Below are 15,442 nucleotides of genomic sequence, written 5' to 3'. Positions count from 1 at the left end.
GGTGGTCAACAGCGGCGGGTGGACAAAGGCGCAAGCCTAGCATCACCGCCGGGCATTCGCCGGGGTGGCGGTTTGTAGAATCGCGATTATCCATGAGCCATCCAAACACCCCCACGGCCGGCGTTGTCTGGGCCGACCCCGCCCGCCATGCCGCCTTCGACGCCTGGCTGGCCCCGCTGTCCGCCCGCCACGCGCTGCGCCCCGAAACCCTGCGCCCGGCATCGGCCGATGCCAGCTTTCGCCGCTATCTGCGCCTGGACACCGCCGCCGGCGCCAGCCTCATCGTCATGGATGCCCCGCCGGACAAGGAAGACTGCGCGCCCTTCGCCAAGGTGCAGGCGCTGATGGCCTCGGCCGGCTTGGCCGTGCCGCAGATCCTGGACTGGGACGCCGTGCACGGCTTCATGCTGCTGTCCGACCTGGGCGGCCACACCGTCATCGAGGCGCTGGACCCGGAAAAGCCCCAGGACGCGGAAGCCTGGTACCGCTCGGCGCTGGAGGTGCTGCTGGCCTGGCAGACCGCCTCGCGCCCCGACGTGCTGCCCGCCTATGACGACGCCCTGCTGCGCCGCGAACTGCAGCTGTTCCCCGACTGGTACATCGCGCGCCACCGCGAGACCGTGCTCGACGACAGGCAGCAGGCCACGCTGGCCAAGGCCTTCGACCAGATCGTGGCCCACAACCTGGCGGCACCCAGCGTCTTCGTGCACCGCGACTTCATGACGCGCAATCTCATGCAGCCCGTGACCGCCAGCGGCCCGCTGGGCGTGCTGGACTTCCAGGATGCGGTCTACGGCCCGGTGACCTATGACATCGCCAGCCTGCTGCGCGATGCCTTCATCAGCTGGGAAGAGGACTTTGTCATCGACATTACCGTGCGTTACTGGGAAAAGGCACGCAAGTCGGGATTGGTGGGCGCGCGCAGCCAAAGCGGCTGGGGCGACGATTTCGGCGAGTTCTACCGTGGCGTGGAGTGGATGGGGCTGCAGCGCCACCTCAAGGTGGCCGGCATCTTTGCACGGCTGACATTGCGAGACGGCAAGCCCCGCTACCTGGCGGATACGCCGCGCTTCATCCACTACATCCGCGCCACCTGCAGCCGCTACCGCGAACTGACGCCGCTGCTGCGCCTGGTGGACCAGATCGAGAACATTCAGCCCCAGGTGGGCTGGGCCTACGGGCGCGTTTGAGGACAGGTACGCCATGCCACGCTTTCACTGCCCCATCGCGCTGCGCAGCGGCGACGACATCGAACTGCCGCCCGGTGCGGCGCGCCATGTGCAGGTGCTGCGCCTGCAGCCCGGCGACGGCATCACCCTCTTTCAGGGCCGTGCCGGCGAGGGCTTCAGCGGCGGCGAGTTCGAGGCCACGGTCCTGCGCATGGGCCGCAGCGACGTGGCCGTGCGCATAGGCGCGCACCACGCCGTGGAACGCGAACCGCTGCGCCCCGTGCACCTGCTGGCAGGCATCACGGCCAACGAACGCATGGACTGGCTGGTGGAGAAGGCCGCCGAGCTGGGCGCCGCCAGCATCACGCCGCTGGTGGCCGAGCGCAGCGTGCTCAAGCTCAAGGGCGAGCGCGCCGAGAAAAAGCTGGCGCACTGGCAGGCCGTGGCCGTGTCGGCCTGCGAGCAGTGCACACGCAACCGCGTGCCGCCGCTGCATGCGCCCACCGACCTGCAAGACTGGCTGGAGGGCGGCGCGAAACAGCTGCCGCCCGGCACGCTGCGGCTGCTGCTGTCGCTGGGCGAGGGAACCCGGCCGCTGGGCGAGATCGTGGACGCCATGGCCGAGGATGCGCCCGTGGTCTTTCTATCGGGCCCCGAAGGGGGCCTCTCTCCGGCCGAAGAGGCCCTGGCCCGCGCCCAGGGTTTCGTGCCCGTCACGCTGGGTCCACGCGTTCTGCGCGCGGAAACCGCGCCCTTGGCCGCGCTGGCGGCGCTCACGCTGGACTGAACCGGCCCAGCCACTGCCGCAGCCTTGCGAACACGGGCGCGGCGAAGGCATCGCTTTCGTTGAACAGCTCGTGGTAGGCGCCGTCAAAGCACTGCGCCTGCACCACGGCCGGCGGCGCACGGTCGGAAAAGGCCTGGCTGCCGGCCGGCGCCACCAGCCTGTCGTCCCCTGCCCACAGCAACAGGCTGGGCACACTCCAGCTGCCCGCACGGGCCAGCACCTGCGGGCCGCCCTGCGCCAGAAAGCGCGCCAGCCGTGCGCTGATGCGGTCGTGGCACAGCGGATCGGCGCGGTAGGCATCGCAGACCGCCACGTCATGCGAGAGATACGGAATCTGCAGGCCGTTGGACACGCGCAGATCGGGCAGCAGGTGCGGCAGCGTGCCAACGAGCAATTTCTGGATCGGCGACAGACCCACATCGAGGGCTGGCGAGGACAGCACCAGCGCATCGACAGGCCGGATGGCCCGGGCCACGAACAGCGCCGCCACCAGACCGCCCAGGCTGTGGCCCAACAGCACCAGCGGCTGGCCGGCCGGTTGCCGGGCGCGCGTGTCATCCACCACGGCCGCCAGGTCGTCCAGAAGCCGGTTGTCGCCCGTCAGGCCACCGCGCGGCCCTGCCGAGCGTCCGTGGCCATATTGGTCGTAGCCGCGTACGGCATAGCCCCAGGCATTGAGCCGCTGGGCCAGTGCCGCATAGCGGCCGATGTGCTCGCCCAGGCCGTGCACCAGCAGCACGGTGGCGCGCGCCGGGCCCTCGCCGGCAGGCCAATCGCACAGTGACAGCTCGGCGCCGTCGCCGGATGCCAGGCGTGTGACCTGGCCTTCCGGCGCGGGGGCAGACGCTGCCATTACGCCACGCCGGCAGTGCCGGCACCGGCTTCGGAAGCTGCCTGCGTCACGGCCATGGCGGCGATCACCTGGGCCACGGCGGCCGTGAGCTTCTTGGCATAGGGCACGTGCAGGAATTCATTGGGGCCGTGGGCGTTGCTCTTGGGGCCGAGCACGCCGCAGACCATCATCTGGGCCTTGGGAAAGCCCTGGCTGAGCATGTTCATCAGCGGAATCGTGCCGCCCTGCCCGATGTAGCCGCAGGAGGCGCCGAAATGCGCCTGGCTGGCGGCGTTGAGCGCGTCCTCGAACCAGCCGTCCATGGCTGGCGCATTCCAGCCGCTGGCACCCGACAGCCCTTGCCAGGTCACACGGGCCTGGTAGGGCGCGTTGTCCTCCAGCAGCGCCTTCATCTCCTGCACGCAGGCGGCGGCATCGACCAGGGGCGGCAGGCGCAGGCTGAGCTTGAAGGCCGTGTAGGGCCGCAGCACGTTGCCGGCATCCTGCAGCGCGGGCAGGCCCTCTGCGCCTGTGACACTCAGCGTGGGCTCCCAGGTGCGCTTGACCAGCGCCTGCACCGGGTCGGTGGTGGTGGGCAGGGCAAACAGCGTGGAGCCGCCGCAGTCGTAGTGCGCCCAGGGAAAGCGCGCATAGGTCTCCTCGCCGAGGATGGCCGCCGTGGCGCGCATCTGGGCCATGCGGTCGGCCGGGACCTCGCAGTGGAAGCTGGCGGGCAGCAGGCGCCCGGTCTTGCTGTCCTCCAGACGGTCCAGCACCTGGCGCAGGATGCGGAAGGACGACGGCACGACGCCCGAGGCATCGCCCGAGTGCACGCCCTCCGTGAGGATCTCCACCTTCAGCGTGCCGCTGGCCATGCCGCGCAGGCTGGTGGTCAGCCACAGCTGGTCGTAGTTGCCGGCGCCGCTGTCCAGGCAGATCACCAGGCCCACATCGCCCAGGCGCGGACGCAGGGCATCGACATAGGGCAACAGGTCGCGCGAGCCGCTTTCCTCGCAGGTCTCGATCAGGCCCAGGATGCGCGGGTGCGGCACGCCCTGGCGCTTGAGCTCCTGCACGGCGGCAATGCTGGCGTAGACCGCGTAGCCATCATCGGCACCGCCGCGCCCGTACAGCTTTCCGTTCTCGTACTTGGGCGTCCACGGACCCAGGTCGCTGCGCCAGCCGTCGAACTCGGGCTGCTTGTCCAGATGGCCGTACATCAGCACCGTGGGGCTGGAGGCCGCCTTGTCCTGCGTGCCTTCCACCTCGAAGAACAGCACTGGCGTGCGGCCCGGCTGACGCACGATCTCCAGCGTCAGGCCGGCCACCTTCTGCGCCTGCACCCAGTCGGCCGCATTGCGCAGCACGGTCTCCAGGTGGCCCTGCTGCTCCCAGTCGGGCGCGAACATGGGCGACTTGGCGGGAATGGCGATGTACTCGGTCAGCGCCGGGACGATGCGCTCGTCCCAGGAGCGGCTGATCCGGTCCAGCGCGGCTGCGGGCTGCAGCAGTTGTGAAGGAGTGCGTGCATTCATGGTGGGTCCTCGTGTCAGGGATGGGCGCACCGTTCGAGCGAAGCCAGCGCCGCGATCCGGTCATTGTGCGCCAACGCCATGCAGACCATGAGAGCCCGGCGCCAGCGACTACGATCACGCCCCATGTATATCGGAGAACTCGCCCGACGCGCCGGCTGCTCGCCCAAGGCCGTCAGGCTCTATGAATCACGGGGCCTGCTCGGTGCCGTGGCGCGGGCAGGCAGCTACCGCGTGTATGGACAGCAGGATCTGGTGCTGGTGCAGCGCATCCGCCAGGCGCTGGGGCTGGGCTTTCGACTCGACGAGCTGCATGGCCTGCAGCGCCTGGACCACGCCGACAGCTGGGACGCGCTGGCCCGGCTGCTGCGCGGCCGCCGCGAGCAGGTGCAGGCGCAGATGCAGCACCTTCAGGGACTGCAGACGCAGCTGGCCGCACTGGAGCGTGAGCTGCTCGAATGCCGCCTGGAGCCGGCGGATTCCAGAGAACGCGCCTGCGAAACCGCCATGGCTTGATCCAGGGTCTTGACCCTGCCCCTTGGGGCAAGGCGAACATGGCCGCCATGTCTCCAAGCACCACGCACCCCCATCATCCCCAGCGCATCCTGATCATCCTCGGCCACCCGTCGGCCGGCAGCCTGTGCGCCGGCCTGGCCGATGCCTACGCCCAGGGCGCACGCGACAGCGGTGCCCAAGTGCGCACGCTGCGCCTGGGCGAACTGGAATTCGACCCGCTGCTGCGCGCCGGCTATCGCCAGGATCAGCCCCTGGAGCCTGACCTGCAGCAGGCCCAGGCCGACATCCTGTGGGCCAGCCACCTGGCCTGGGTCTATCCGACCTGGTGGGGCGGCCTGCCGGCCTTGCTCAAGGGCTTCATCGACCGCATCTTTCTGCCGGGCTTCGCCTTCAAGTACCGCAAGGGCTCGATGCTGTGGGACCGGCTGCTGGCCGGCCGCACCGCCGATCTGCTGGTGAGCATGGATTCCCCGCCCTGGTATTACCGCTGGCTGGCGCACATGCCGGGCCATCACCAGATGCGCCGTGCCATCCTGGAGTTCAGCGGCATCCGGCCCGTGCGCATACACAGTTTCGGACCCGTGCTCGGCGCCGATGCCGCACGCCGCCAGCAGTGGCTGGAGCAGGCGCAGGCAGCGGGCCGGCGCACGGCAGCACGTCCGGTCAAGGCCGCGACTTGAGCAAAGCGTCAATGGCGGCTCGCCCCCCCGACGGGTCGTCGGTGAAGATGCCATCGATGCCCGTGCGCAGGAAATCGTCCATGTCGGCGCGCGCATTGCCACGCCGGGCGCCGTCCTGTGCGGGCGGCGATTTCAGGCTCAGGGGAAGGAAGGCGTTCTCGGGCCGCAGCGTCCAGGGATGGACCAGCAGCCCCGCGCGATGGGCATCGGCCACCAGCGCAGTGGGCGCGGCATTCGCACCCTGCACCACAGGGATCACCATGCTTTTGCTCGGCCCTATGCCGTTGGCGTAGCGCGCAATCTCGGCCAGGCCTGCGGGCGTGACCATGTCGGCATAGCCGGGGCCCGTGCCGCGTGCCACGCTGTCATAGGGCTTGCCCTTGGGCGCCAGCAACTGCACCAGGCGCAGGTTGCTGCGCGCACGGATCCAGCGCAGGTTCTCGACCTCGAAGGACTGCACGAACACCGGCGCCTGCGCATGGTTCCAGCCGTTGTCCGCGAGCAGCTTGAGCAGCGCGGGCTCCAGCGGCAGGCCGATGGACTGGAAGTAGCTCGGGTGCTTGGTCTCGGGATAGATGCCGATGGTGCGGCTCGTGCGTGCGCTCTCGGCTCGGGCCAGGTCGATGACCTCCTGCAGCGTGGGCACCTCGAAACGGTCATTGAACTGCACATTCGCCGGGCGGATCGCCGGGATGCGTTCGCGCGCACGCAGCGTCTTCAACTCGGCCAGCGTGAAATCCTCCACGAACCAGCCCGTGATCGCCTGCCCGTCGATGGTTTTGGTGGTCTTGCGCGCCGCGAACTCGGGACGGTCGGCCACATTGGTGGTGGCCTCCTTGAGGCTGCCGTCGGCCGCCAGGATGGCGATGGCGTTCTCATGCCGCGCCACCAGCACGCCATCGCGCGTGATGACCAGGTCGGGCTCGATGAAGTCGGCGCCCGCGCGTATGGCCTCGCGGTATGCCTCCAGCGTGTGCTCTGGCCGCAGCGCCGATGCGCCGCGATGGGCGATCAGCGCGGGCCGGGGCGGCCAGTCGGCAGCGGCATCGCTTCGGGCGGGCGCCTGCGGTGCGGCGCAGCCGGCCACCAGCAGGCCGGCGGCCGCGCCGGCCAGGGCCAGCGCGCGGCGGCGTGGGAGGTTGTCCATGTCTGTCTCCGGGGTCTCGGGGCATTCGATTGTGCGCGCCGGGGATGACACGGACATGGCCCGCCTGCGCTCAGGCGTGCTCGAAATGGAAGACCGCCGTGCCCGCCATGAGATTGGGCAGGGTACGCACGCTGCGGCCATCCTGCAGGCCGAAGGAGTCCAGTATGCGCAGCCGGTTCCGGGTGGCCAGCACCTCGAAGTCCTTGTAGGTGCCCACGCGGATGTTGGGCGTGTCATACCACTGGTAGGGCAGGCGCCGCGTCACCGGCATGCGCCCGCGCAGCACGGACAGGCGGTTGGGCCAGTGCGCGAAGTTGGGGAAGGCGACGATGCCCGCGCGGCCTATGCGCGCCGTCTCCTGCAGCATGGTCTCGGCATTGCGCAGATGCTGCAGCGTATCGATCTGCAGCACCACGTCGAAGCTGTTGTCCTGGAAGATGGCTAGGCCGTCCTCCAGGTTCAGCTGCAGCACGTTCACGCCCCGGCGCACGCAGGCCAGCACGTTGGCGTCATCCAGCTCCACGCCGTAGCCGGTGCAGCCACGCTCGCGCTGAAGGTGCGACAGCAGGGCGCCATCGCCGCAGCCCAGGTCGAGCACGCGCGAGCCCTTGGGGATCAGGCGCGCAATCGCCTGCATGGTGTTCAGCTCGGTCATGCGGCCTCCTTGGCGGCTGTCGTGGTTTCCTGGGCGATGCCGTCGAAGTAGGAGCGCATCACGTTCATGTAGCGGGGGTCGTCGAGCAGGAAGGCGTCATGGCCGTGGGGCGCGTCGATCTCGGCATAGCTGACGTCGCGGTTGTTCTCCAGCAGCGACTTCACGATCTCGCGGCTGCGTGCGGGCGCGAAGCGCCAGTCGGTGGTGAAGCTGACCAGCAAAAAGCCGGCCTTGGCCACCGACAGCGCCTGGGTCAGGTCGCCGCCATGCGTGCGCGCCGGGTCGAAGTAGTCGAGCGCGCGCGTGATCAGCAGGTAGGTATTGGCGTCGAAGTAGCTGCTGAACTTCTCGCCCTGGTAGCGCAGGTAGCTCTCGATCTGGAACTCCACGTCCTGCGTGCTGTACTTCAGGTCCAGGCCCTCCCTCAGCTGGCGGCCGAACTTCTGGTTCATCACGTCGTCGCTCAGGTAGGTGATGTGGCCGATCATGCGGGCGATGCGCAGGCCGCGCGCCGGCACCACGCCATGCTCGTAGAAATGCCCGCCATGGAAATCCGGATCGGTGACGATGGCGCGCCGCGCCACCTCGTTGAAGGCGATGTTCTCCGCATTGAGGTTGGGCGCGCTGGCCACGACCACGGCATGGCGCATGCGGTCCGGATGGCGCAGCGACCAGGACAGCGCCTGCATGCCGCCCAGGCTGCCGCCCAGCACCGCGGCCAGCTGCGCTATGCCCAGCCGGTCCAGCAGCCGGGCCTGGGCGTCCACCCAATCCTCCACGGTGACCACGGGAAAGTCGGCGCCATAGATCCTGCCGGTGTCCGGATGCGCGTGCATGGGGCCCGTGGAGCCAAAGCACGAGCCCAGGTTGTTCACGCCGATCACGAAGAACCGGTTCGTGTCCACGGGCTTGCCGGGGCCGATCATGTTGTCCCACCAGCCCTCGCTCTTGGGCTGGCCCTCGTACACGCCGGCCACATGGTGGGAAGCGTTGAGCGCATGGCAGACCAGCACGGCATTGCTGCGGTCGGCGTTGAGCTGCCCGTAGGTCTCGTAGGCGAGGTCGTAGTCACGGATCGAGCCGCCGCCCTGCAGCGGCAGCGGCTCGTCGAAGTGCATGGATTGTGGTGTGGCGATGAAGGACATGAAAAAACCCGGCATCGCTAAAAACGAGGCCGGGTTCTCTGGTGTCGTCTTTAGCTGGATTTATAAAGCGCCCGCAAGCAGAAGCAAATCGGCGCATGAAGAATCATTATGCCAAAACGCCTGCCCCCGGAAGGAACAGGGCCAGCACGCCCAGCACCAGGAAGATCACGGCCGAGATCACATGCACCAGCCGGATGGGCACGCGCTTGACCAGCTTGTCGCCCAGCCACACCACGGGAGCGTTGGCCAGCATCATGCCCAGCGTGGTGCCGGCCACCACCCACAGGTAGGCGTTGTACTTGGCCGCCAGCATCACGGTGGCAATCTGCGTCTTGTCGCCCATCTCGGCCAGGAAGAAGGCCACCAGCGTCGTGCCGAAGACGCCCCAGCGCGAGTGTCCGGACACCTCGTCCTCGTCGAGCTTGTCGGGGATCAGCATCCAGACCGCCATGGCGATGAAGGACAGGCCAAGAATCCAGCGCATGGCGTTCTCGCCAAGATAGCTGGTGATCCAGGCGCCCACGGCACCGGCCAGCGCATGGTTGACCAGCGTGGCCACGAAAATGCCCGCAACGATGGGCCAGGGTTTGCGAAAACGCGCGGCGAGCACCAGCGACAGCAGCTGGGTCTTGTCCCCCATCTCGGCAAGCGCGACGACGGAGGTTGAAATCAGGAAGGCTTCCATGGTGTGGGGATTTATCCGGCCGGATAGAGCACGCATTGACCACGCTCCGACTCCGGCCTTTGGATCGGTGCGCGGTCAATGGTCTCGATCGGTCACACGCAGCATTGCACTGCGCGCCGCATACGCCATAGGCCAGCGAAGGCCCAAGTTTGTTGACGCATGCATCCGGCTGCTGAGCCGAACGATCTACTCCCCAAAGACTGAGCCGGCGATCATAGCAGCCCTCGGATCTGCATGCCGGCCCCCACTGCCGCCAAGGCACTTGCTTATGCGCTGCCGCAATTTCAGGGTAACTCCCAGGGGCATTCTGTGGCGGGCACGACGAATTTTTGCGAAACAGTAATAACGTGCGAAAACTTCTGCCACATAATGGGCGAGCTTTCGTTCGGGCTTCGGCTCAATGAGTGCTAGTGCGTTTGCGTCTCTAACGTTGTCATCCCGTGTTGACTCCCTAGGGCTCCATCGCGTTTTCCAGTTTTTTCAGGAGTCCTCCATGGGCAACAAGCTTTACGTCGGCAACCTGCCGTACACCTTCCGTGACAGCGATCTGGAGCAAGCCTTCAGCGAATTCGGCGCCGTTAACAGCGCCAAGGTAATGATGGAGCGCGACACCGGCCGTTCCAAGGGTTTCGGCTTCGTCGAAATGGGCAGCGATGCCGAAGCACAAGCTGCTATCCAAGGCCTGCACGGCCAAAACCGCGGCGGCCGTGACCTGGTGGTCAACGAAGCCCGCCCGATGGAGCCCCGCGCTCCCCGTAGCGGCGGCTTCGGCGGCGGCTTCGGTGGTGGCGGCGGTGGCGGCTTCGGCGGTGGCAACCGCGACGGCGGCTACGGCGGTGGCCGTCGCAACAGCTACTAAGCTCTCGCTTAGAGCATGCGTTAGCAAAAAAAGGGGCCCTCTGGGCCCCTTTTTTGTTGCCAAACGTTATCAGCTTGTGTTTTCGAGCATTTATCTTTTTGATTTTTGTGCTTCATAATTTAGTTTCGGGCAGACCCGTTCGAACGCTATGTGTTTAGGAAGGTTGGCCAGGCTCTTGTATACAAGGAACCTGATGTCTGTGCGTCCTGAAGCCGAGCGCAAACCAGTGAGCATTGAGGAGTTGAGGAGTTTTTGATGGGCAATAAGCTTTACGTCGGCAACCTTCCCTATGGTGTGCGTGACAACGACTTGGAGCAGGCATTCAGCCAGTTCGGCGCTGTCACCAGCGCCCGGGTCATGATGGAGCGCGACACAGGCCGTTCCAAGGGATTCGGGTTTGTCGAGATGGGCAGTGATGCCGAGGCTCAGGCTGCCGTTCAGGGCATGAATGGCCAGCCATTGGGCGGACGCAGCCTCGTGGTGAACGAAGCACGTCCCATGGAGCCTCGTCCCCCGCGTTCGGGCGGCTTTGGCGGCGGTGGCGGCGGCTATGGCCGTGGTGATGGTGGCGGCGGCGGTTACGGTGGCGGTGGCCGCGGTGATGGCGGTGGCTACGGACGCGGTGACGGTGGCGACCGTGGCGGCTATGGCCGTGGCGACGGCGGCGGTGGCGGCGGCTACGGCGGTCGTGGCGACGGCGGATTCCGCAGCCCTTATGGCTCCGGCCCCCGCAATGGCGGCCGTGGCGGCGGCTGGGGAAACAACAATAACAACGGGGAATGAGTTCCACGGTTCTCAGTGTTACCCCGAATCAAAAAGGCTCCTTCATGGAGCCTTTTTTACGCACAAGATGCGTGCATGAGCATATTCCGAACGGCAATGGGCATCAGGGATTTTCCAAATGCCGATGTTTGCGCTTCCGTCCTACAAGCAGCCTGTCGAATATCGCGTTGGGGAGAATTTTCATCAACCGCCCCACCCAGGCCATTTGCCATGGAATGATGACCAGACTGCGGCGAGCTTCAATGGCACGCCAGGCCCTTGCGGAAAACTCCTGCGGCTCCAATAGGAATGGCATGCCATAGCGGTTACCACGCGTGAGGGGTGTATCCACATAGCCAGGAAGCAATGTCGTGACTTTTACGCCACTACTGCGCAATTCACCGCGAAGGCTTTCGCAATAGGCAATGACTGCAGCCTTGCTGGCGCAATAAGCGCCGTGTCCTGGCAGGCCGCGCAGCCCGGCCACACTGGAAATTCCGACCAGTTGCCCGCTTCCACGCTGCACCATGGGTGCGATGAAGGGGTGGAAGCTGGCCACAACCCCCATCGTGTTGACGGCCAGCACCTGCTGCATGGTGTCGATGTCCTCGCGCATCGAGGTGTCCACACCCCAGCTGACGCCAGCATTGGCGATCACGACATCGGGCAGGCCCTGCTGCTGCTCGCAGCGCCGGGCGGCGGCGATGATGCTGTCAGGCACGCCCACATCAGCCTCGTAGAGGGCGAAACGCGAGGAGTCCAGGCCCTGTTGCGCAGCCCATTGCGCCATCACGTCGCCGCGCCGAGCCACCAGCGCCAGCGACCAGCCTTGCTGGTAGGCGTGCCAGGCCAGGGCCTGGCCTATGCCGCTGGATGCGCCGGTGATGAAGGCCAGGGGTGCCGGGCTGCGCGAGGATGTCGTCATGGCTTGTTCTCCATCGGCACGCCTGCGCTTGCGCTGGTGCCTTACTTGGTCCTGGAAGGCTGCAGGGTGCCGCGCACGCGGCCCTGCAGTTTCATGACCAGATCCAGGTTGCTGTACTGCATGCTGTCGGCCGTGAAGCGGTCCTTGCCACGGGTCAGCACCACGGGCTGGTTGGAACTCACGCGCTCCTCGTTGGGCCAGGCGTGCAGGAATTCGCCCTGGAATTGCAACTGCGGCTGCGGCTGTTTACCTGCTGTCACAAATGGCTCGCGCGTGACGATGGCATTGCCGAACATCTGCACCTCGGAACCATCGGCATTGCTCAGCGCCCGGTTCGCACTGCCGCGCGTGATGCGGCCTTCGGGCGAGACCGCGAACATGCGGACGTTGTCGATTTCAAGCGTGTCGGTATCGGGATAGTGGCGGCCCATGCTGCCCTCGATCTGGCTCTTCAGACGCCCCGTGGCATCGAAGCTCTTGATCGAGAAATCCTTCATGAAATAGTCGGGCTCGTGCGCCACGGCCTTTTCGGTGCCGCTGGCCAGGGGCTGCGGCGCATTGCGCACCAGCCACCAGGTGCCCAGCGCCAGCAGGCCCATCAGCAGCACGGGCAGGTACAGGGAAAGCCGGTCACCGACGCGGCGCCAGGCCTGGGTCATGATGCGTATTCCGCCAGCAGCCCGGCATAGGCGCCACGCGCGGCCAGCAGCAGGTCGCACAGCTGGCGCACCGCTCCTTCACCGCCGCTGCGCGGCGTGACCCAATCGGCCACGGCCAGCACTTCGTCATGGGCGTTGGCCGGTGCGCAGGCGAAGGCGGAGCGCCGCATCACGGGCAGGTCCGGCCAGTCGTCGCCCATGGCTGCCGCCTGGTGCCATTGCAGGCCCAGCTCCTTCAGGATGGCCTCGGCGGCAGGCACCTTGTCTTCCGTGCCAAAGCGCGCATGCGTGACGCCCAGATTGCTCAGCCGCAGGCGAAGCGCGGGCGAATCGCGGCCCGTCACCACGGCGGGCGTGATGCCAGCCTTTTGCAGCAGTTTCAGACCATGGCCGTCCAGCGTGTTGAAGCGCTTGAGCACTTCGCCTTCGCCAGAGAACAGCAGGCCGCCATCGGTCAGCACGCCATCGACATCGAAGAATGCCACCCGCACATCCTGCGCCAGCAGCAGCAGCGGTGCGTCCCAGTTCTGCACGGGCGTCAAGGGAGCGCGTGCCATCAGATTACCTTGGCGCGCATCAGGTCGCGGATATGGACCACGCCGCGCAGCTGGTGCTGCGCATCGGCCACCAGCACGGCAGTGATGCCGTGCTCCTCCATCATGCTGGCGGCGTCGACGGCCAGCGCGTCTTCGGCGATGGTGCGGGGGCCCTTGTGCATGACATCGCCGGCCTGCAGCGCGCGCAGGTCGGTGCCGGCCTCGACACGGCGGCGCAGGTCTCCGTCGGTGAAGATGCCTTGCAGCACGCCTGCCGCATCGACGATGGCCGAGCAGCCCAGGCCCTTGGCGCTCATCTCGCGCATCAACTCGACAAAGCTGGCATCGGCCCCGACCTTGGGCAGCTCTTTGCCACTGCGCATGACATCGCGCACATGGGTCAGCAGCTTGCGGCCCAGCGCGCCGCCCGGATGGGAGCGCGCAAAGTCCTCGGCGCCAAAGCCGCGTGCATCGAGCAGTGCCACGGCAAGGGCGTCGCCCATGGCCATCTGCGCGGTGGTGCTGGCCGTGGGTGCCAGGTTCAAAGGGCAGGCCTCGCGCTCCACACGGGTGTCCAGCACCCAGTCGGCATGGCGGGCCAGCGTGGACTGCGCGCCGCCGGTCATGGCCACCAGGGGTATGCCCTGGCGCTTGATGGCAGGCAGCAGCACGGTGAGTTCATCGGCCTCGCCGCTGTTGGACAGCGCCAGTACCAGATCGATGCCGGTCACCATGCCCAGGTCGCCATGGCTGGCCTCGCCCGGATGCACGAAGAAGGCGGGAGTGCCCGTGGATGCCAGGGTGGCCGCCACCTTGCGCCCGACGTGGCCACTCTTGCCCATGCCCATCACGACGACGCGGCCGGACAGGCTCAGGATGCGCTGCACCACTTCACCGAACACGCCATCCAGGCGCTGCGACATGGCAAGAAGGGCATCGGCCTCGATGCCCAGGGTGTCGCGGGCCAGGCGCAGGACCCTGGACGTATCCAGCGCATTCAAGGTGGCAGCATCAGAATTCATCTGGAAGATTTTAGGCGGTCTGGCTACCCGGCGGCGGCGGCCCCCATCGGGCGTCTGGGTACACTGGCCCGTTCTTTCCAGCCCCCGATCCAGCGCCATGCACACCACCCTCAGCGTCAACGACTACCTGCGATCGCACATACGCACCGTGCCCGACTGGCCGGCGCCCGGCGTGCAGTTCCGCGACATCACGCCGCTGCTGCAGGACCCCCAGGTCTTTCGCGTGATGACCGACGCCTTCGTGCACCGCTACATGCAGCGCGGCATGCGCCCCGACGTGGTGGCAGGGCTCGATGCACGCGGCTTCATCCTGGGTGCCGTGGTGGCCCACGAGCTGGGCGTTGGCTTTGTGCCCATCCGCAAGAAGGGCAAGCTGCCGTTCACCACGGTGGAGGAAACCTATGAGCTCGAATACGGCAGCGCCACGGTGGAGCTGCACACAGATGCCGTCAAGACCGGTGATCGCGTACTGCTGATCGACGACCTGATCGCCACCGGCGGCACCATGATGGCCGGCAAGAGATTGCTGGAAAAGCTGGGCGCCACGGTGATCGAGGGCGCGGCCATCGTGGATCTGCCCGAACTGGGCGGCTCCACCCTGCTGCGCGATGGCGGCCTGCCGCTGTTCACGCTGGTGGATTTCGCCGGCCACTGAATCAGGCCGGCGCCCGGTCAGCGCAGTTCGCCGTACTGGGTGACACCCAGGTCCAGATGGTCCAGCGTGCTGTGGTGAAAGTCCGCGCCGCGTTCGCCTGCGCCTGGCCCGAGCAAGGGGCCCGAGCGGCGCACGCCGGCGGGCGCCGCAGCTGCAGAGCCCGCACCACGGGCTGCAGCGGGCATGGCCGCCACGGCCATCTTGAAGGCGGCCATTTCCTGATCGTCTATGGGCTCGAACGGCGCCGTGTCCTGCCTGCGGCGCTGGGGCGCCACGGCCTCCATCGCAGCCACGGCGGGGACGGCCACGGGCTGGACGGGACGCGGTGTGCGCACGGCCACGGAATGCACCTGGGCCTGGGCGGCAGCGTTCTGGTCGCTGACCCGCCAGTACACGGCTGTCACGACCGCGCCCATGCGGGCCTTGGCCGCCTGGGCCAGCATGGCCTCGATCTCGCTGAGCCGAGCGGTTTCGCTGGCATAGGCCCGTGCCAGGTCCATCATCACCACGAAGCGCTGGCCCACGCTGTCCAGCGAGAGCACCTTGAACTTGTAGCTGGCCGACAACACCCCGGCACGCACCATGACATCGCGCACCACGCCGTAGAGCTGCTCACGGCGCTCGGACCGCTCGCTGCGGCGCCCGGCCGCGACGGCATCACGGCGTGCCGCGGGGTTGGCCTGGCCATCGTTTCCAGGCGAACCACGACCCTGTTCGGGCAAAGGCTTGCGGGAAAACCAGTTGAACACAGACATGGGGGCTCTCATTGTCACGAATAGTCACAAACTCGCGGCATTGTGCCTGCAACTTGGCGACATTTTGAGCACAGGTGTTGCAAAAACCGCTGTATCAATTTGTCGCAGAGCAAAGCCCGGT

Annotated in this window: 18 protein-coding genes; 7 read left to right on the top strand and 11 right to left on the bottom strand. The window is 67.0% G+C overall.

The genetic code is table 11. The features are described from left to right. Positions 1 to 92: 92 nt before the first annotated feature. A complete protein-coding gene (locus HFGMBDPB_RS14130; protein ID WP_016447236.1) occupies positions 93 to 1,190 on the top strand; it encodes an aminoglycoside phosphotransferase family protein in 1,098 nt (365 codons plus the stop codon). 13 nt (positions 1,191 to 1,203) lie between these two features. Further along, complete coding sequence (locus HFGMBDPB_RS14125; protein ID WP_016447237.1) at positions 1,204 to 1,956, top strand: 16S rRNA (uracil(1498)-N(3))-methyltransferase; 753 nt, start codon at positions 1,204 to 1,206, stop codon at positions 1,954 to 1,956. Here the strand turns inward: HFGMBDPB_RS14125 and HFGMBDPB_RS14120 are convergent. Beyond that, the gene (locus HFGMBDPB_RS14120; RefSeq protein WP_046241499.1) at positions 1,943 to 2,809 is read right to left on the bottom strand and encodes an alpha/beta hydrolase; all 867 of its coding nucleotides are present in this window, start codon (positions 2,807 to 2,809) and stop codon (positions 1,943 to 1,945) included. The genes HFGMBDPB_RS14125 and HFGMBDPB_RS14120 overlap by 14 nt on opposite strands. Next, on the bottom strand, positions 2,809 to 4,323 hold the full coding sequence (locus HFGMBDPB_RS14115) for a M20 family metallopeptidase (protein WP_212645613.1): 1,515 nt from the start codon (positions 4,321 to 4,323) through the stop codon (positions 2,809 to 2,811). Before HFGMBDPB_RS14115 ends, HFGMBDPB_RS14120 begins: the two co-directional genes overlap by 1 nt. Before the next feature lie 123 nt (positions 4,324 to 4,446). Here HFGMBDPB_RS14115 and HFGMBDPB_RS14110 point away from each other — a divergent pair, with 123 nt between their 5' ends. Further along, positions 4,447 to 4,836, top strand: a complete 390-nt coding sequence (locus HFGMBDPB_RS14110; protein ID WP_016447240.1) for a MerR family transcriptional regulator — start codon at positions 4,447 to 4,449, stop codon at positions 4,834 to 4,836. 38 nt (positions 4,837 to 4,874) lie between these two features. After that, entirely contained in the window at positions 4,875 to 5,516 is a 642-nt protein-coding gene (locus tag HFGMBDPB_RS14105; RefSeq protein WP_016447241.1) for an NAD(P)H-dependent oxidoreductase, read from the top strand. On the opposite strand, the gene HFGMBDPB_RS14100 is transcribed toward HFGMBDPB_RS14105, so the two are convergent. From HFGMBDPB_RS14100 to HFGMBDPB_RS14085, 4 genes are all read right to left on the bottom strand, one after another. Next, positions 5,500 to 6,663 (bottom strand): glycerophosphodiester phosphodiesterase, encoded by a 1,164-nt coding sequence (locus HFGMBDPB_RS14100; protein ID WP_212645612.1) that lies wholly within the window; start codon positions 6,661 to 6,663, stop codon positions 5,500 to 5,502. The genes HFGMBDPB_RS14105 and HFGMBDPB_RS14100 overlap by 17 nt on opposite strands. A gap of 70 nt (positions 6,664 to 6,733) precedes the next feature. Next, entirely contained in the window at positions 6,734 to 7,318 is a 585-nt protein-coding gene (gene metW, locus HFGMBDPB_RS14095; RefSeq protein WP_012207840.1) for a methionine biosynthesis protein MetW, read from the bottom strand. Further along, entirely contained in the window at positions 7,315 to 8,463 is a 1,149-nt protein-coding gene (metX, locus tag HFGMBDPB_RS14090) for a homoserine O-succinyltransferase MetX (RefSeq protein WP_026062280.1), read from the bottom strand. Before metX ends, metW begins: the two co-directional genes overlap by 4 nt. Positions 8,464 to 8,569: 106 nt before the next feature. Beyond that, complete coding sequence (locus tag HFGMBDPB_RS14085) at positions 8,570 to 9,148, bottom strand: TMEM165/GDT1 family protein (protein WP_034348253.1); 579 nt, start codon at positions 9,146 to 9,148, stop codon at positions 8,570 to 8,572. A 493-nt stretch (positions 9,149 to 9,641) separates the two neighbouring features. On the opposite strand from HFGMBDPB_RS14085, the gene rbp (HFGMBDPB_RS14080) reads away from it, so the two are divergent. Both rbp (HFGMBDPB_RS14080) and rbp (HFGMBDPB_RS14075) read left to right on the top strand, forming a co-directional pair. After that, complete coding sequence (gene rbp / locus HFGMBDPB_RS14080; RefSeq protein WP_016447246.1) at positions 9,642 to 10,007, top strand: RNA-binding regulator; 366 nt, start codon at positions 9,642 to 9,644, stop codon at positions 10,005 to 10,007. A gap of 255 nt (positions 10,008 to 10,262) precedes the next feature. Continuing rightward, the gene (gene rbp / locus HFGMBDPB_RS14075) at positions 10,263 to 10,790 is read left to right on the top strand and encodes an RNA-binding regulator (RefSeq protein WP_082001643.1); all 528 of its coding nucleotides are present in this window, start codon (positions 10,263 to 10,265) and stop codon (positions 10,788 to 10,790) included. Positions 10,791 to 10,893: 103 nt separating this feature from the next. On the opposite strand, the gene HFGMBDPB_RS14070 is transcribed toward rbp (HFGMBDPB_RS14075), so the two are convergent. The 4 genes from HFGMBDPB_RS14070 to HFGMBDPB_RS14055 are packed head-to-tail and all read right to left on the bottom strand — an operon-like array spanning position 10,894 to position 13,911. Next, on the bottom strand, positions 10,894 to 11,694 hold the full coding sequence (locus HFGMBDPB_RS14070) for an SDR family oxidoreductase (RefSeq protein ID WP_016447248.1): 801 nt from the start codon (positions 11,692 to 11,694) through the stop codon (positions 10,894 to 10,896). A 41-nt stretch (positions 11,695 to 11,735) separates the two neighbouring features. Next, the gene (gene lptC / locus HFGMBDPB_RS14065; RefSeq protein ID WP_016447249.1) at positions 11,736 to 12,353 is read right to left on the bottom strand and encodes an LPS export ABC transporter periplasmic protein LptC; all 618 of its coding nucleotides are present in this window, start codon (positions 12,351 to 12,353) and stop codon (positions 11,736 to 11,738) included. Next, on the bottom strand, positions 12,350 to 12,910 hold the full coding sequence (locus HFGMBDPB_RS14060) for a KdsC family phosphatase (RefSeq protein ID WP_016454196.1): 561 nt from the start codon (positions 12,908 to 12,910) through the stop codon (positions 12,350 to 12,352). Before HFGMBDPB_RS14060 ends, lptC begins: the two co-directional genes overlap by 4 nt. Next, positions 12,910 to 13,911 carry a KpsF/GutQ family sugar-phosphate isomerase gene (locus HFGMBDPB_RS14055; protein WP_016447251.1) on the bottom strand — a complete coding sequence of 334 codons (1,002 nt, stop codon included), beginning with the start codon at positions 13,909 to 13,911 and terminating at the stop codon, positions 12,910 to 12,912. The genes HFGMBDPB_RS14060 and HFGMBDPB_RS14055 overlap by 1 nt, the downstream gene beginning before the upstream one ends. A 97-nt stretch (positions 13,912 to 14,008) precedes the next feature. Here HFGMBDPB_RS14055 and HFGMBDPB_RS14050 point away from each other — a divergent pair, with 97 nt between their 5' ends. Next, on the top strand, positions 14,009 to 14,566 hold the full coding sequence (locus HFGMBDPB_RS14050; protein WP_017405006.1) for an adenine phosphoribosyltransferase: 558 nt from the start codon (positions 14,009 to 14,011) through the stop codon (positions 14,564 to 14,566). A 17-nt stretch (positions 14,567 to 14,583) separates the two neighbouring features. Here the strand turns inward: HFGMBDPB_RS14050 and HFGMBDPB_RS14045 are convergent, their stop codons facing one another. Next, positions 14,584 to 15,321, bottom strand: coding sequence for a hypothetical protein (locus tag HFGMBDPB_RS14045; RefSeq protein ID WP_016447253.1), 738 nt, complete (start codon positions 15,319 to 15,321; stop codon positions 14,584 to 14,586). Positions 15,322 to 15,442: the final 121 nt, after the last annotated feature.

Origin of the sequence: Delftia sp. PE138 (genome assembly GCF_018320755.1) — a bacterium.
GTDB classification, from domain to species: Bacteria; Pseudomonadota; Gammaproteobacteria; order Burkholderiales; family Burkholderiaceae_C; genus Comamonas; species Comamonas tsuruhatensis.
Note: the sequence above shows the minus strand (reverse complement) of the source record. Positions and strands in the feature narration are given on the sequence as shown.

Excerpts from the sequence above, each read along its gene's own strand:
- HFGMBDPB_RS14130 (WP_016447236.1), top strand. The coding sequence starts at position 93 with ATGAGCCATCCAAACACCCCCACGGCCGGCGTTGTCTGGGCCGACCCC.
- HFGMBDPB_RS14125 (WP_016447237.1), top strand. The coding sequence starts at position 1,204 with ATGCCACGCTTTCACTGCCCCATCGCGCTGCGCAGCGGCGACGACATC.
- HFGMBDPB_RS14120 (WP_046241499.1), bottom strand. The coding sequence starts at position 2,809 with ATGGCAGCGTCTGCCCCCGCGCCGGAAGGCCAGGTCACACGCCTGGCA.
- HFGMBDPB_RS14115 (WP_212645613.1), bottom strand. The coding sequence starts at position 4,323 with ATGAATGCACGCACTCCTTCACAACTGCTGCAGCCCGCAGCCGCGCTG.
- HFGMBDPB_RS14110 (WP_016447240.1), top strand. The coding sequence starts at position 4,447 with ATGTATATCGGAGAACTCGCCCGACGCGCCGGCTGCTCGCCCAAGGCC.
- HFGMBDPB_RS14105 (WP_016447241.1), top strand. The coding sequence starts at position 4,875 with ATGGCCGCCATGTCTCCAAGCACCACGCACCCCCATCATCCCCAGCGC.
- HFGMBDPB_RS14100 (WP_212645612.1), bottom strand. The coding sequence starts at position 6,663 with ATGGACAACCTCCCACGCCGCCGCGCGCTGGCCCTGGCCGGCGCGGCC.
- metW (WP_012207840.1), bottom strand. The coding sequence starts at position 7,318 with ATGACCGAGCTGAACACCATGCAGGCGATTGCGCGCCTGATCCCCAAG.
- metX (WP_026062280.1), bottom strand. The coding sequence starts at position 8,463 with ATGTCCTTCATCGCCACACCACAATCCATGCACTTCGACGAGCCGCTG.
- HFGMBDPB_RS14085 (WP_034348253.1), bottom strand. The coding sequence starts at position 9,148 with ATGGAAGCCTTCCTGATTTCAACCTCCGTCGTCGCGCTTGCCGAGATG.
- rbp (WP_016447246.1), top strand. The coding sequence starts at position 9,642 with ATGGGCAACAAGCTTTACGTCGGCAACCTGCCGTACACCTTCCGTGAC.
- rbp (WP_082001643.1), top strand. The coding sequence starts at position 10,263 with ATGGGCAATAAGCTTTACGTCGGCAACCTTCCCTATGGTGTGCGTGAC.
- HFGMBDPB_RS14070 (WP_016447248.1), bottom strand. The coding sequence starts at position 11,694 with ATGACGACATCCTCGCGCAGCCCGGCACCCCTGGCCTTCATCACCGGC.
- lptC (WP_016447249.1), bottom strand. The coding sequence starts at position 12,353 with ATGACCCAGGCCTGGCGCCGCGTCGGTGACCGGCTTTCCCTGTACCTG.
- HFGMBDPB_RS14060 (WP_016454196.1), bottom strand. The coding sequence starts at position 12,910 with ATGGCACGCGCTCCCTTGACGCCCGTGCAGAACTGGGACGCACCGCTG.
- HFGMBDPB_RS14055 (WP_016447251.1), bottom strand. The coding sequence starts at position 13,911 with ATGAATTCTGATGCTGCCACCTTGAATGCGCTGGATACGTCCAGGGTC.
- HFGMBDPB_RS14050 (WP_017405006.1), top strand. The coding sequence starts at position 14,009 with ATGCACACCACCCTCAGCGTCAACGACTACCTGCGATCGCACATACGC.
- HFGMBDPB_RS14045 (WP_016447253.1), bottom strand. The coding sequence starts at position 15,321 with ATGTCTGTGTTCAACTGGTTTTCCCGCAAGCCTTTGCCCGAACAGGGT.